Below are 14667 nucleotides of genomic sequence, written 5' to 3' on the forward strand. Positions count from 1 at the left end.
GTGGATCAGGCACGGCACGTACATTTTGTGGGCATTGGCGGATATGGCATGAGTGCCATTGCCCGCGTCTTGATCGACCTTGGATACAAGGTAACCGGTTCCGATGTCGCCATGAACGATTTGGCGAGGAAGCTGGAAGCAAGAGGGGCGGTCATTCAGTTAGGCCATGCTGCCAGCCATGTGGATGGAGCAGACATCATTGTTTACTCCACCAGCATTCCAAAGGATAATCCCGAGGTAATCGCAGCCGAGGAAAAAGGAATTCCTGTGATGCATCGTTCCCAGATGCTCGCCCGTATTCTGAATGAACGGACAGGGGTAGCAGTTGCGGGTGCACACGGAAAAACAACGACGACATCCATGATTTCTCATGTTCTGGAGGAATGTGGAGTCGACCCGACCTTTATCATTGGCGGTGAGCTGATGAATGCCGGTACCAATGCGAAGGCAGGAAGCAGCGATTACGTGATTGCCGAAGCGGATGAGAGCGATGGCTCTTTCCTCGAATACCGTCCGATGTACGAAATCGTGACAAGTATTGAGCCGGATCACCTGGAGCATTTTGATGGTGATTTCAATAATTTGAAGCAAGCATACGTAAAATTCCTGAGTCATCTGAAGCCAGGCGGCAAAGCAGTCCTGTGCATCGATGATCTGCATGTGCGTGAAGTGCTTCCGACAGTCACGGAGCAAGTCGTTACCTATGCGATTGAAGAGCCTTTTACACAATCGGCGAATTTCAAGGCGCTTTCTATCGAGTGTGGAGATCGTCGCAGCCATTGTCAGGTTTACCGCAATGAAGAATGCTTAGGGGAGCTGGCACTGACGGTTCCCGGCAAGCACAATATCGCCAATGCACTGGCGGCCATCATTGTGTGTCTGGACGCAGGCTTGTCATTTGAACAGATTGCATCTGCACTGACCACCTTCAGAGGCGCCAAGAGACGTTTTCAAATCATCGGGGAAGTAAAGGATATCCTCGTGGTTGACGATTACGCGCATCATCCGACGGAAATTGTGGCCACCCTCAAAGGGGCAAAGGCTTCCGGGCGGCGTGTTATCGCAGTCTTTCAACCGCAGCGCTATACACGCACATTCTTCCTGATGGATGAATTTAGCCGCGCGTTTTCCGATGCGGATGAAGTGATCATTACGGATATTTACTCACCGGCTGGGGAAGCCAAGATCGAAGGCGTGTCATCAGAGGTGCTGGTGCAAAAGATCCGCGAGAACAGCCATGGAGGGGCACGATACATCCCGACCAAGGAAGAGTTGCAGGATCAATTGTACAAGGAATTGCAGGCGGGTGACCTCGTTTTGACGATGGGAGCGGGCGACATTTGGAAGTCCGCCTTCTGGCTGGCGGAAAGACTCGGCAAATAACGAATAGCACTTCGTTTGAAAAGGGCTTGAACCATTTAGCGTTCAAGCCTTTTTTGCGTCCTGGAAAGGGCTGGGGGCATTTTGCCGAGGACGAGTTTCAAATATTAGTACCAGATACTAATAGTTAGTGATATAATCAAGTCATAAATCAGGAAGAGGTGATGGATCTTGACCATGCATTCTAGCGCACGAATAACCGCAATCGGTACGTATGTGCCAGAGCGTGTACTGACCAACGCAGATTTGGAAAAACTGGTGGATACCTCGGATGAGTGGATTTTGCAACGAACAGGCATCCACGAAAGACGGATTGCCAAGGAAAATGAATTTACCAGCCATCTGTCTATCGCGGCTGTGGAAAATATGCTTCAGACCTATCAAAAATCCCTTCACGATGTCGATATGGTGTTAGTCGCGACGTCGACCCCTGACTATCCGTTTCCGAGCGTGGCCAGTCAGATCCAAGCCCATTTCGGCATCGAGCAGGCCGGAGCGCTCGATTTGCAAGCGACGTGCGCCGGTTTTACGTACGCCTTGCACATGGCAAATGCTCTGATCAGCTCGGGACTGCATCGAAAGGTACTCTTGGTAGCTGCAGAAACGTTGTCAAAGGTCACGGATTACACGGATCGGACGACATGCATCCTGTTTGGGGATGGTGCTGGAGCTGTTCTGGTTGAGCAAGACGACGCCCATCCAAGCTTTCGTGCTGCTTATTTGGGCGCCAAGGGGGAAGGAGGCATTCACGTGTATCGGTCGGGCTTGTCCACTCAGATGACAGGTCGCGAGCTTGCCGGCGACGGATGCATTGTTCAAAACGGCAGAGAAGTGTACAAATGGGTAGCCACTACGGTCCCCAAAGGAATGCAGGAAGTGGTCAAACAGGCGAATGCGAGTCTGGAGGAGGTCGATTGGTTCATTCCGCACAGTGCGAATTTGCGCATGATTGAATCCGTTTGTGAAAAAAGCGGCTTCCCCATCGAGAAGACACTCTACAGTCTCGAGTATTACGGCAATACGTCTGCCGCGACCATCCCGCTCGCACTCGCGAAAGGAATCCGAGATGGGGCGGTAAAAGAAGGAGACACACTGCTCCTGTACGGCTTTGGGGGTGGACTCGTCCACGCTGGACTGCTTCTGACCTGGAATCCATCCTAAAGATCTTGAAAATCAATTCACTCATGCCGTTCCCGGGCTACGACCTGTCGCCCCGGGACGGCTTTTTTTGTACGAACAGACCAAGGTACGATAAGCGCACGAGGACAGCTGCAATCCTAAGTGGGGAGGGACTGAAAGTGGCCATTGCATGGATCCTAATCCTTCTTTGTGTGATCGTATCGTGGTCGGATGTCGGAAAAAGACGGATTCCCAACCGCGCTCTCCTGGCGGGGCTGCTCGTTATTGCGGGGAGTGCAATCGAGAGCTGGACCATGGAAGAATGGATGGCTCACCTCTCATTCGGGGTGGCGATCATACTCGCCTTTGGCTGTGTTGCCTGGCTTTGGCCCGATCACCTCGGAATGGGGGATGCCAAGCTGCTTGGCGTGCTTGGCTTTACTTTAGGCCTGCGCCCATTCGTATGGGTATTGACAGCCGCTTGCTTCCTCATCCTGCTTTTCTCCCTATGGTTGCTGACGCTCAAACGGATGAATGGAAAGTCCTCTCTGCCTTTTGCCCCGTTTGCGACCCTCGGGCTGATCTGCTATCAAATTTCTGTTTGGTTGAGTGCGAGCTGATAGAATCGCTAGCTTTAGTCATAACCTGTCCGAGGGCAACGTAAGCTGTTACAAAGAGCCTGTTACTGGGGGGCATGGATGTGAGCGGTGAAAAAAGAAGCAATGTCACGGTCAAAATGAATGGCAGGTTTTGGGACGGGAAGCAGGAAAGTACAATTGGAGCAGATGCGGGGAAGGACACGAAGGGAGCAGCAAAGAAGAGGTCGATCCCGTTTCCTTCCCAGCCGCTTGCCAAACAGGGCAATGAAGCCTGGGATCGAATGATTGAGCTGCGCGACAAGGCTGAGCAGCAGACGGTCAAAGAGCAGGATGACACCAGAGCAGACGCGGAGCCTGTTCAAGTGGATGTGGAGGAGAGTGTGTTTAGCAAAACGCCGGCAACCAGACTGTTTTCTGGGCTGCCGAAAGGGCCCTTCGTGCGTACGGTCGTCTCTACCGGGGGAGCGATTGCCATCGGCCTATTATTCGGCTTTCTGGTTTTGACCGTTTTTTCAGAAAAGGAATTGTCTAATTCGTATCGCAATGTCTTGGGCGATACGGTCGAGACGCTGACGGCGCAAAATACGTCTGGGGGAGGGCAGACCGCGATTGTTGGACCCGTTTTGCCAGGGATCAATCAGCCTGCAGCAGATGCTTCCTCGACGCAGGCAGCTGGGACGCAGGCAGATGCCAATGTATTGCTGCCTGAATGGAAAATGTTCGTAGCTCAAGCCGGCGTTTTCAACCCTGATACGGCTGCCGAAGCAGCAACGGCGCCTCTCGACAAGCTCAGTCTTCCGCATTTTCTGTACAAGGACAGCGCCAAACAATATATGTTCGCTGCTGCGGCGCCGACGCGGGACGCGGTGCTCGGTTTTGCAGCCAGCTTGAAGAACAAGGGCGTCGAAGTCTATGTCAAAGAGTTTACTTTGCCTGCTTACCAAGGGAAGGTCGCGGTGACGACAGCCGCATCTTCTGGGGCGCAGCCGAATTTGCAGCAGTTTTTTGAGAATGGCCAGAAGCTGGCACAAACGTTAAGCGATCATTCTGGGAAAGTCATTACCAATGCACAGCCGGTTCTGCCTCAGGAAGAAGCGGCAGCCATGAAGGAGCAGCATCGCCAATTTCTGGAGCAAAGCCGTCTCGTTTCGTCACAGTCAGGAGGTTCCCCGTATATCAGCGGCATGGTAGCGGGGATCAATCAGGCCATGGACGCCCGTGACAAGATGGCTGAGGCGAATGCAGGGAAGAAGTCGCAGAGTGCCGAATCGTACGCGTGGCAAGTGCAAGCGGGCATTTTGGGATTCCTGGAGAACTATGCGGCATGGATCCAGCAAGCTCAAAAAACCGAATAATCAGCAGATAGAGACTTCCGTCAAGGTTTTCTTGCAGGAAGTCTTTTCTTTCTTTACAGTAACTACCATGAGCATTCAGGGATTGTTTCGTACCCTCCCATTTGCTACACTTATTGATGGCAAAAAGAGAATCCCTCGTAAACAGGGAGTGGGAAGGTTCATGGGGAAAGAAACGCTTATACTTTTGCTTCTTTTGATTTGCGGACTATTGTGTGGCAGCATTATCGGGGAGATTTTGGGTCCCTGGGTCCCTTTTCTCACAAAGAGCAAAGTGATAACATGGTCACCTGCGGCAGATTTAGAAATTTTGAAGTACGACCTGAACTTTCAGGTAAAACTAAATCTAGCCAGTGTAGGAGGGCTTGCTCTCGCTTTTTGGATACATCGACGAATGAAGTAGGTTGAAAAATGATGAAAACACAAACACCTCTTGTTCTTGCCTCATCATCACCGCGCAGACGAGAATTGCTGCAAACCCTAGGCATTCCGTTTACGGTGCAGACTAGCGATGTGGACGAGACGACTGCGCCCGGCCTCTCTCCCAAAGAAATCGTGGAAGAATTGGCTGTGCGCAAGGCTCAGGCAGTCGCCTCCACTTTAGCGGATGGAGTCGTTCTGGGCTCGGATACGATTGTTGTCTTGGAAGATAGCATTCTGGGCAAACCAGTGGATGACGCAGATGCGTTTCGCACACTGTCCATGCTGCAAGGGCGCGAGCACACCGTATACAGCGGAGTCGCGCTGATCGATGCATCCAATGGACGGGTGGAAGTTTCGCACAGTCTCACGAAAGTCCGGATTCGTCCTCTCACCCAATCGGAAATTGAATCTTACATCGCAACCCGAGAGCCGATGGATAAAGCTGGATCGTACGCCATCCAAGGGCTTGGTGCGACAATCGTGGAAGGTATCACCGGTGATTATTTTACCGTGGTAGGACTTCCGCTGCGTCTATTGGCAAGTATGCTTTCCCGCTTTGGAATCACGGTCTTGTAAGGCTTTGGTGTTTGGTTTCAAGCGGCAACGGCAGTACTTCATCTGTTCGTCCTCGATGCCAGCCGTTACCGATCAATGCGAATGGCTGGAGGTCGGTTTATTTTGGCAACAAATACCTGTAACAAAAACGCGATGAAAAACGTCCCTTACTATGACCGTCCACGCGAAAGACTGCTCCGCGATGGAGCGGTCCATCTGTCTGACACGGAGCTGCTAGCCATTTTACTGCGGACAGGCACGGAAAAGGAGACGGCATATGAACTAGCTCAGCGCTTGTTGTCCAGGTTTGAAGACCTGAGGGGATTGGCGCAAGCCTCTCATGCTGAGTTAATCGAACAAAAGGGAATCGGTCAGGTCAAGGCGATTGAATTGCACGCCGCGTTTGAGCTGGGAAGACGGCTCACTGGTGTTCCGCGGCAGAATCGTGCATCCATTCGATTGCCTCGTGATGTGGCTGATTTGATGATACCTGAGTTGGCTCATTTGACGCAGGAACACTTTGTCTGCCTCTTCCTCAATACCAAGAATCATGTGATTGGCAAGCAGACTATTTTTGTAGGCAGTTTGGACTCCTCGATCGTGCATCCTAGAGAAGTGTTCAAGGAAGCGATTCGTCGAAGTAGCGCGTCGGTAATTTGCCTACATAATCATCCGAGCGGAGACCCAACTCCCAGCCGGGAAGACATTGCGATTACGCATACGCTGAAGGAAGCGGGCGAGCTGGTGGGGATTTCCCTTTTGGATCATGTAATCATTGGGGATGGAAAGTACGTCAGCCTAAAAGAGCAGGGGTATTTCTGAACAACAAATTGGCTTGCGACTGTAACTATTGGAAGGAGTTTTTTTATGTTTGGTGGATTCACACGTGACTTGGGGATTGACCTCGGCACTGCCAATACACTTGTCTTTGTGAAGGGAAAGGGAATCGTTGTAAGAGAGCCGTCTGTAGTGGCGATCCGTACGAACAACAATTCCATCGAAGCAGTGGGGAATGCGGCGAAAAGCATGATCGGCCGCACGCCAGGTAATATCGTTGCAGTACGTCCTATGAAGGATGGGGTAATCGCTGACTTCGATACGACAGCCACGATGATGCGTTACTTTATTAATCAGGCTCAAAAAAATCAAGGGTTGTTCAGCCGCCGTCCGAACGTGATGGTCTGTGTCCCATCGGGCATTACTGCTGTGGAAAAGCGCGCTGTAGAAGACGCTACCAAACAGGCTGGTGCGAAAGAAGCTCACACCATCGAGGAGCCATTTGCGGCAGCGATCGGTGCTGACCTTCCTGTATGGGAACCGACCGGCAGCATGGTTGTCGATATCGGGGGAGGTACGACAGAGGTAGCCATCATCTCTTTGGGTGGTATCGTGACATCCCGTTCCATCCGCGTTGCCGGCGATGAGATGGACGAAGCTATCATTCAATACATCAAGCGCAGATACAATCTGATGATCGGGGAGCGCACGGCAGAGACATTGAAGCTGGAAATCGGGTCTGCCATTGCTCCGGATGAGCCGGAGAATGTAGAGATCCGTGGTCGTGACCTGGTGACAGGACTGCCGAAAACATTGTCGGTAAGCAGCTCGGAAATCGCAGAGGCTCTGGCAGAAACGGTATCTGCCATTGTGGAAGCAGTGAAGGTTACATTGGAGAAAAGTCCGCCGGAATTGGCAGCAGACATTATGGATCGGGGCATTGTACTGACTGGCGGCGGGGCGCTCCTGCGAAATCTGGATCGCTTGCTCGCGAAGGAAACAGGCATGCCTGTACACGTCGCAGAAAATGCACTGGACTGCGTAGCGATCGGAACAGGACGTGCATTGGAGAACATTCACTTGTTCAAATCAAAGCACGGCATCACCTCTTCCCGACAAAAACGGGGCAAATAAACGGAGGGTAGGGCATGTCGTTTTTTGGGAACAAGCGGCTAATCATTGTACTCGTTGGCCTGGTTTTGCTCATTTCCGTTGTGGGTTACACATCCCGCGAGCGTGCGGTGCTGACCTGGCCAGAGATGTTTTTCAAGGATACTTTCAGCGTGGTGCAGGGCTTTTTTTATCGCCCTGCCCAGGCTGTTTCTGGCTTTTTTCAGGATGTAGACGATGCGTACAACGTCTATCAGGAAAACAAAGCATTAAAGGCCGGGCTGGATCAATACGCCCGTTTGACAGCAGAGCTGCATGATTTGAAAGCGGAAAACACCCGTTTGCGCGAGGCGTTGAAGGCTACTGATTCGATGAAATCCTACCAATTGCGTTTTGCGGAAGTCGTGGCGCGCAATCCGGATACGTGGAACAACGTGATCACGATCGACAAGGGCTTGAAGCACGGAATCAAGAAGGATATGGCAGTCATCACTTCCAAAGGCTTGATCGGTCGCGTGCAGAGCGTGGCCAACTTCTCATCCACCGTGGAGCTATTGACCAGCTATGAGCGCCGCGACCATATTTCGGCCGTGGTTCAGACGACGCAGGTCGTAAATGGTCAGACGACCGTACATCCTGTGAGCGGTGTCGTCGAGGAGTATGATCCACAGGAGCGTTTGCTCATCATGCGGAAAATTCCTTGGGGACAGAAAATTGAAGCAAAGCAGCAAGTCATTACATCGGGGTTAGGCGGGGTTGTCCCACGCAATCTGCCTATTGGGTATATTGTGCGGGTAGAGCCGGATGACTACGGCTTGACGCAAACGGCTTACATCCAACCGAGCGCAGACTTCTCCCAACTAAATGAAGTCATGATCGTGGAAAGAAACTTTACCATTTCCCCGAATGGTGAGCTGATTCCTCAGCAACCGACAGGTCAAACAACCACACCATCAAATAGTGGCAAGGCTACTCAGTCGTCCGGGACCCAATCGGTAACCGGGACAGCTGGGGGTGGCCAATAATGCAGCGTTTTCTCTTGACGCTTACGGTGCTGGTCCTGTTCGTAATGGAAGGAACAGTGGTCCAGGTGATTGCAACCGCAACATGGGGTCTGTCATGGATGACAGTACCCCGATTTGCGCTGGTATGTTGTATTCTCATCTCGATGTTTTTGGGCAGGCGAGAGGGACTGTACTACGGACTCGCATTCGGTTTTTTGCAAGATGTACTCTACGGTCAGGTCATTGGCATTTACAGTGTGTCGATGATGGTTGCCAGCTATTTTGCAGGGCTGATTGTTCTCCTGTTCCAACGCGGGTTTGGAATGGTGTTTGTGACGAGCGCCCTCATTCTTTTCGGGCATGAGTGGCTGCTGTACAGTATGTTTCGGTTGTTTTCCGTTGCGCCGTACGATGTACAGTGGATACTTACCCGGCAAATTTTGCCCAGCGTCATTCTCAACGTCATTTTCGCCCTGCTGATCTATGTTCCCATCCAGAGAATGTGCAACAAGATTCAGGATAAAAAGCGAGATATGAGCGCGGAATAGGACCGTGAAGGAGGGGGAGAACTCGTGGAGGAAACAAAAGAACCGAAGTCGCATATACCCATACGGCTTAACATCTTGTTCCTGATCGTGTTCCTGTTTTTTGCCGCTATCATTATGCGTCTCGCCTTCGTGCAGCTGGTAGAAGGAGAGCAGTACCGGCATGAGCTCGAGAAATTCAGCATCCGTGAGCTGCCGATTTCTGCTCCGCGGGGAAGAATCCTCGATAAAAATGGAGCAGTGCTCGTTTCCAACAAACCCGTTTACACTGTGCAGTATGTAGAAGAGCAAGGACAGGATATTGATGAAGAAAAAGTAGCGGACCGACTGGCAAAGATCCTCATTCCCGACGACGGGAAGATGGGCACGGACAAGGAGCTGCTGAAAAAGACAATCGAGCTGCGATCGACGCTTCCTGTTGCATTTGATTCCAAAAAGACCAATGAGCTGAAGGCGTTAATATCGCCCAAGCTGCAATTGGTCCCGAAGCAGGAGCAGGTAGACTCGATGTCCGATTACAATCTGGTCAAGACAGCCCTTTACGTAGGCTTGCGCGTCCGATCGCCTTTTGATGAAAAGGAACGTGAATCCGTCATTGGGAAGCTGAAAGCGAGCACCAAGACGTCTGGCAACGCTACGGCACTGGATGGACTATCCGACCTGGAGCTGCTGAAAACAGCGATCAATGCAAACGTTCAATTCCCGCTTACCTTGGAAAAGGAAGATCGGGATGATCTGATCAAAGAGGTGAAGGCACAGATCCGCCTTCTGCCGACTCCATCTGAGCTGTCGGACAAATCGGATATGGATCTGCTGCGCTATGCTTCGCTATTTGAATTGGATGTTCCCCTGCCTTTGACTGACCAGCAGCGCCAGTTTCAATGGCACAAGCTGTCACTCTTGCAGGAGATGCGGTCTCCGCAAATGGCGAGTTACATTCCACGCCGAGTAAAGGTGAATATTACGCAGCAAGAGATGTTCCAGATTGAAGAGCGCCGGACAGAGCTGCCGGGTATCAGCGTAGAATTGGAGCCTGTGCGACAAATCATGCCTGATCCGGATGGCTCCGCATTCGGTACCCATTTCCTCGGCTACATCAACGCGATCAGGCCGGAGAGCCTGAAGGAATACGAAGCGCAGGGCTACAACGCGATCGACCGCGTAGGGGTAACCGGACTGGAGGCTTATTACGAGCGGTATTTGCGAGGAAAAGACGGCATCATGGATGTCCATGTCAACAAAAACTCCGAAACCGTAGAAAAGACGATGCGCCAAGCGCCGGAGCCTGGAAACGATCTCGTCCTCTCGATGGATTGGCGCTTCCAGAGCAAGGTAGAAGCGATCTTGAAGGAAGAGGTAGAGGCGTACAAGAAGCGTCCGACCACGCCTAAAGAGTTTAAAGATGCACACGTGCTGGCGATGAACCCGAATACGGGAGAAGTGCTGGCGATGGCGAGCTATCCGGACTACAACCTGAACCTCTACTATGACCGCAAGGAATTTAACAAGGTGTATTCCTCGCTGATTTTGCCGAATGAATCCAATCGCTTCATCTATACGCCGTATCCGCCGGCTTCGACTTACAAGCCGTTATCCGTCATGATCGCTCTGCAGGAGGGGTTGACGAATCCGAATGAGACGATCTATGACCGCGGTGGGCTTGAAGTGGGGACTTCGTACAAACGGAACTGGAAAGCAGGAGGTCACGGGCCGGTAAACGCACGTCGCGCCCTGCAAGTATCCAATAACACGTACATGTACGAAATGGCGATCCGCCTGGCGAAAAAAGGCACGCATGGGTGGGAAAAGCAGTTTTCCGTGCTTGATTTCTACAATGCGCAGTTTGGACTCGGCGTAAAAACCGGAATTGATCTGCCTGGGGAAAAGACTGGCTGGGAAAATCCGAATCTCTACTATGGTAACCTTGCTGATGCGATGATCGGGCAGTACGACCTGTTCACTCCAATGCAGATCGGGCAGTACGTCTCGACGATTGCCAATGGAGGCTACCGGATTCGCCCGCATCTCGTCAAAGAAATTCGCCGTGGAACGACTGATCCGAAAAATCCAGGCCAGACATTGACGATTATTGAGCCGCAAGTTTTGAATCGGGTAAACATCGATCCGAAATACATCCAGGTCGTAAGAGAAGGGATGTTCTTGGTTACCCAGCCTGGGGGTACCGTCTCCCGCGCATTCAACGGCTTGCCGTATAAAGTGGCAGCCAAATCTGGTACGGCTCAGACCGGTCGCCGCGCAGAGAACGCGCTGGTCGTTGGATTTGCACCGTATGAGAATCCGCAAATCGTATTCGTCGTTGTAGCGCCGAACAGTTTGCGGGACGGAACCTCCAGTTCGGATGCCACCGGTCCGATCTCGAGACGTTTGCTGGAAGCGTATGACGAATTGAATCCAGGTGTCCTGCATCCAGCGTCTGTTTCTTCATCCACACCTAAGTAATCATGGTTTAACGGCGTTATGTGACCCGTTTCGGCAATTTTTTCAAGCAGAGCAGGAAAAAAGTTTCTGTGTGGCGAATGGTATCGGTCGAGGTGAAACAGGTGACGACTGTGAAAAGCAAGGTCACAATCAAAGGAACAAAAGAGGGGCTCGTCTTCTTCATGGATGATACCTGTTCCTTCGACGAACTGCTGGCCGATGTGCGTGAAAAAATAGAGCATAGCCATCAACAGATTTTGTCGGGGCCGCTGATTCGGGTATCGATTAAATTGGGAAAACGTTACTGCTCACCCGAGCAACAGGAGCAGTTGACTCAAATTATCCGGCAAAAGGGGAATCTGGTTATTCATACCGTTGAGGCGGATGTGATTACCCGTGAGGAAGCTTTTGCTGAACGCCTAAAGAGCCATTTTTCCGTCGTTGTGAACACGGTGCGCTCCGGACAAGTACTAGAGTACGATGGAGACTTGCTCCTTTTGGGGGATGTAAACCCGGGAGGAATCGTTCGCAGCACGGGTAATATCTACGTTTTGGGACACCTGCGAGGCTATGTTCATGCAGGTATTTCCGGAGATAGTCAGGTCATTATTGCCGCTGCCGTCATGAGTCCTACCCAGCTGCGGATTGCAGACGTGATCAGCAAGCCGGGGGAAGAATGGACCAATCATTCAGGTGGAACAGAGTTTGCCTACCTGGATGAAGGGACGATGCTGGTAGCCAAAATGAACTACTTGTCGCGGATTCGACCGGAACTGGGAGACAAGAAGGCTTAGGGTGGATTGAAGAGGAGGAACGGACGTGGGGATTGGAATTGTCGTAACTTCTGGTAAAGGCGGCGTGGGTAAGACGACCACTTCCGCGAATTTAGGAACGGCTCTTGCGCTATTAGGCCAAAAGGTGTGCATGGTAGACACTGACATCGGACTACGCAATCTTGATGTGGTCATGGGGCTGGAGAACCGGATCATTTATGATCTGGTCGATGTAGCTGAAGGTGCCTGCCGTCTGCCGCAAGCGCTAATCAAGGACAAGCGCTTTGAAAATCTGTCGCTGTTGCCGGCTGCCCAGACAAAGGACAAGTCTGCGGTGACCCCTGAGCAAATGGATGAGATCATCACGCAACTGAAGCGGGAATTTGATTACGTCATCATTGACTGCCCGGCGGGGATCGAGCAAGGCTTCCGGAACGCAGTGGCAGGGGCCGATCAGGCTATCGTCGTTACGACACCTGAAAAAGCAGCGGTCCGTGACGCGGACAGAATCATCGGACTTTTGGAGCGCGAAAAGGTGGGAATGCCCAAGCTGGTCATCAACCGCGTGCGCTCGCATATGGTGAAAAATGGTGATATGCTGGATGTCGAGGACATTCTGGATCTGCTTGCCATTGACCTGATTGGTGTTGTGCCTGATGATGATCATGTGATCAAATCAGCGAATCTAGGGGAGCCAGCCGTGATGAATCACGAGTCCCGCGCTTCCATTGCGTATCGCAATATTGCCCGTAGACTACTGGGCGAAGCAGTTCCCCTGCAGCCATTGGAAGAAAAGGCAGGGATGTTCCAAAAAATGCGCAAGTTTTTTGGCTTGAAATAGGTTAGGCATGGCTCCCGTCTGCAAAGGTGGGAGCCACGTTTTCTAGGAGGACGAGCATGGACCTGGAAAAACGACATTTGAAAACTGTCGACTGGACCATCATCATGATTCTGGTAGGTCTGGGGATATTCAGCTATCTGGGCATCTCCGGCTCTGCCGCAGGCGCGGATAAGGCACATCAGCAGGTCGTCTGGTATATCGTAGGGTTCATCGTGCTAGGCGGGACGCTGCTGTTTGATTATCGCCTGTTTTACAACATGTCGTATGTTTTGTATGTGATTGGTCTGATCCTGTTGATTGGGGTTTTCCAAACCAAGCCGATCAACAATACGACGAGCTGGTATGACCTCGGGCCGATTTTGCTGCAGCCGTCAGAACCGATGAAGCTGTTTACGATCTTGACCGTAGCACGGTTCATGGCAAAGCGGGCGGACGATCCGGATCGATTCTATTACTTTTATAAATTGATTCCGGTCGGCATGCTGGTAGGTGTGCCGTTGCTGTTGATTCTCATCCAGCCTGACTTGGGGACTGCGCTTGTATACACCGGGATGCTTGCGACGATGCTCATTGTCGGGGGGATTCGTCTGAAGCACGTGGTGTATGTAGCGGGAATGGTAGGCAGCTTTTTTGCCGGCATGACGCTCTTGTATCAGTACAAGCAGGACATTTTCTTCAAGATCATCAAGCCGTATCAATGGGACCGCGTCATTTTCTGGATGGACCCAGACCTCGAGGCGATGGGCCGGGGCTTTCAGCTCAAGCAAGCGCTTATCGCGATTGGGTCGGGCCAACTCTTTGGAAAAGGGATCGATACACCTACACAAGCGAGCTTTGGCTGGGTACCGGTCGGGGAGAGTGACTTTATTTTCACTGTCATTGCGGAAAAGCTAGGCTTTGTCGGTGCTGGACTGTTGATGATCCTGTTCTTCTTCTTGATTTACCGCATGATCCGCATCGCGATGGAAGCAAAAGATCCATTCGGCTCCTATGTCGTAGCGGGTGTTGTCGGGATGCTGACGTTCCAGATTTTCGAGAACATCGGCATGACGATCCAGCTGATGCCGATTACGGGGATTCCGCTTCCGTTCATCAGCTATGGCGGCAGCTCGCTTATCACCAACTTCCTCATCATAGGTGTGGTGCTGAATGTGGGCATGCGAAAGGACAAACTGCGATTTGACTAAAAGCGTGACAAATGAATAGCGGTGTGATAAAATCATCCTAAGTTAACCATTTTTACAAGTTATAGTGTTTGATGGATTGGTTATGGAGTCGTACCGGTTGAGTGTGACGAACCATTTGTCAATCTCAACAGTGTACGACTTTTTTCCTTGACGCAAAAAGCTTTTCTGTAAAAAACGGTTGACGCAACACTTTTTCGCCTCGTGGGGCGTAATGTTCAGGGAGGTTTTGTTTCATGCAACAAGGTATCGTAAAATGGTTCAATGCAGAAAAAGGATACGGTTTCATCCAAGTTGAGGGTGGAGACGACGTATTCGTACACTACAGCGCGATCCAGTCAGAAGGTTTCAAATCTCTGGACGAAGGTCAAAAAGTTGAGTTTGAAATCGTTCAAGGTAGCCGTGGACCACAAGCTGCTAGCGTAACTAAACTGTAAAATAATCTTCGGCAGATTCAAAGGCAGTCTCTCAATGGGGAGACTGTCTTTTTTGCGTTTCGATCGGGAGACGACCTGATGGGACTTGCGTCATAAAGCAGGTAGACAAGTCATAGGATGTTACAAAGG

15 protein-coding genes are annotated in these 14667 nt (G+C 51.4%); all 15 read left to right on the forward strand.

From position 1 onward, the window contains the following. The 15 genes from murC (at position 1) to JNE38_RS09895 (ending at position 14538) form a co-directional block, all read left to right on the forward strand. Entirely contained in the window at positions 1-1383 is a 1383-nt protein-coding gene (murC, locus tag JNE38_RS09825; protein WP_203356388.1) for a UDP-N-acetylmuramate--L-alanine ligase, read from the forward strand. A 174-nt stretch (positions 1384-1557) separates the two neighbouring features. Further along, on the forward strand, positions 1558-2541 hold the full coding sequence (locus JNE38_RS09830) for a ketoacyl-ACP synthase III (protein ID WP_203357488.1): 984 nt from the start codon (positions 1558-1560) through the stop codon (positions 2539-2541). A gap of 137 nt (positions 2542-2678) precedes the next feature. Next, the gene (locus JNE38_RS09835; protein ID WP_203356389.1) at positions 2679-3119 is read left to right on the forward strand and encodes a prepilin peptidase; all 441 of its coding nucleotides are present in this window, start codon (positions 2679-2681) and stop codon (positions 3117-3119) included. A 74-nt stretch (positions 3120-3193) separates the two neighbouring features. Continuing rightward, positions 3194-4453 (forward strand): hypothetical protein, encoded by a 1260-nt coding sequence (locus tag JNE38_RS09840; protein ID WP_238933606.1) that lies wholly within the window; start codon positions 3194-3196, stop codon positions 4451-4453. 160 nt (positions 4454-4613) lie between these two features. Continuing rightward, complete coding sequence (locus tag JNE38_RS09845) at positions 4614-4853, forward strand: DUF4321 domain-containing protein (RefSeq protein ID WP_203356391.1); 240 nt, start codon at positions 4614-4616, stop codon at positions 4851-4853. Positions 4854-4861: 8 nt separating this feature from the next. After that, entirely contained in the window at positions 4862-5449 is a 588-nt protein-coding gene (locus JNE38_RS09850; protein ID WP_428993697.1) for a Maf family protein, read from the forward strand. A gap of 132 nt (positions 5450-5581) precedes the next feature. Then, positions 5582-6250, forward strand: coding sequence for a RadC family protein (gene radC / locus JNE38_RS09855; RefSeq protein ID WP_238933714.1), 669 nt, complete (start codon positions 5582-5584; stop codon positions 6248-6250). 45 nt (positions 6251-6295) lie between these two features. Next, entirely contained in the window at positions 6296-7339 is a 1044-nt protein-coding gene (locus JNE38_RS09860) for a rod shape-determining protein (protein ID WP_203356392.1), read from the forward strand. 14 nt (positions 7340-7353) lie between these two features. Then, positions 7354-8340 (forward strand): rod shape-determining protein MreC, encoded by a 987-nt coding sequence (gene mreC / locus JNE38_RS09865; RefSeq protein WP_203356393.1) that lies wholly within the window; start codon positions 7354-7356, stop codon positions 8338-8340. Next, complete coding sequence (gene mreD, locus JNE38_RS09870; protein ID WP_203356394.1) at positions 8340-8867, forward strand: rod shape-determining protein MreD; 528 nt, start codon at positions 8340-8342, stop codon at positions 8865-8867. The genes mreC and mreD overlap by 1 nt, the downstream gene beginning before the upstream one ends. A gap of 24 nt (positions 8868-8891) precedes the next feature. Next, on the forward strand, positions 8892-11324 hold the full coding sequence (locus JNE38_RS09875; protein ID WP_203356395.1) for a peptidoglycan D,D-transpeptidase FtsI family protein: 2433 nt from the start codon (positions 8892-8894) through the stop codon (positions 11322-11324). Positions 11325-11401: 77 nt separating this feature from the next. Continuing rightward, positions 11402-12097 (forward strand): septum site-determining protein MinC, encoded by a 696-nt coding sequence (minC, locus tag JNE38_RS09880; RefSeq protein WP_203357491.1) that lies wholly within the window; start codon positions 11402-11404, stop codon positions 12095-12097. A gap of 25 nt (positions 12098-12122) precedes the next feature. After that, positions 12123-12917, forward strand: a complete 795-nt coding sequence (gene minD, locus JNE38_RS09885) for a septum site-determining protein MinD (protein ID WP_203356396.1) — start codon at positions 12123-12125, stop codon at positions 12915-12917. Between the two features lie 56 nt (positions 12918-12973). After that, positions 12974-14104 (forward strand): FtsW/RodA/SpoVE family cell cycle protein, encoded by a 1131-nt coding sequence (locus JNE38_RS09890; RefSeq protein WP_203356397.1) that lies wholly within the window; start codon positions 12974-12976, stop codon positions 14102-14104. A gap of 233 nt (positions 14105-14337) precedes the next feature. Further along, positions 14338-14538, forward strand: a complete 201-nt coding sequence (locus JNE38_RS09895) for a cold-shock protein (protein WP_005832370.1) — start codon at positions 14338-14340, stop codon at positions 14536-14538. Positions 14539-14667: the final 129 nt, after the last annotated feature.

This window comes from Brevibacillus choshinensis (assembly GCF_016811915.1).
In the GTDB taxonomy this organism is placed as follows: Bacteria; Bacillota; Bacilli; order Brevibacillales; family Brevibacillaceae; genus Brevibacillus; species Brevibacillus choshinensis_A.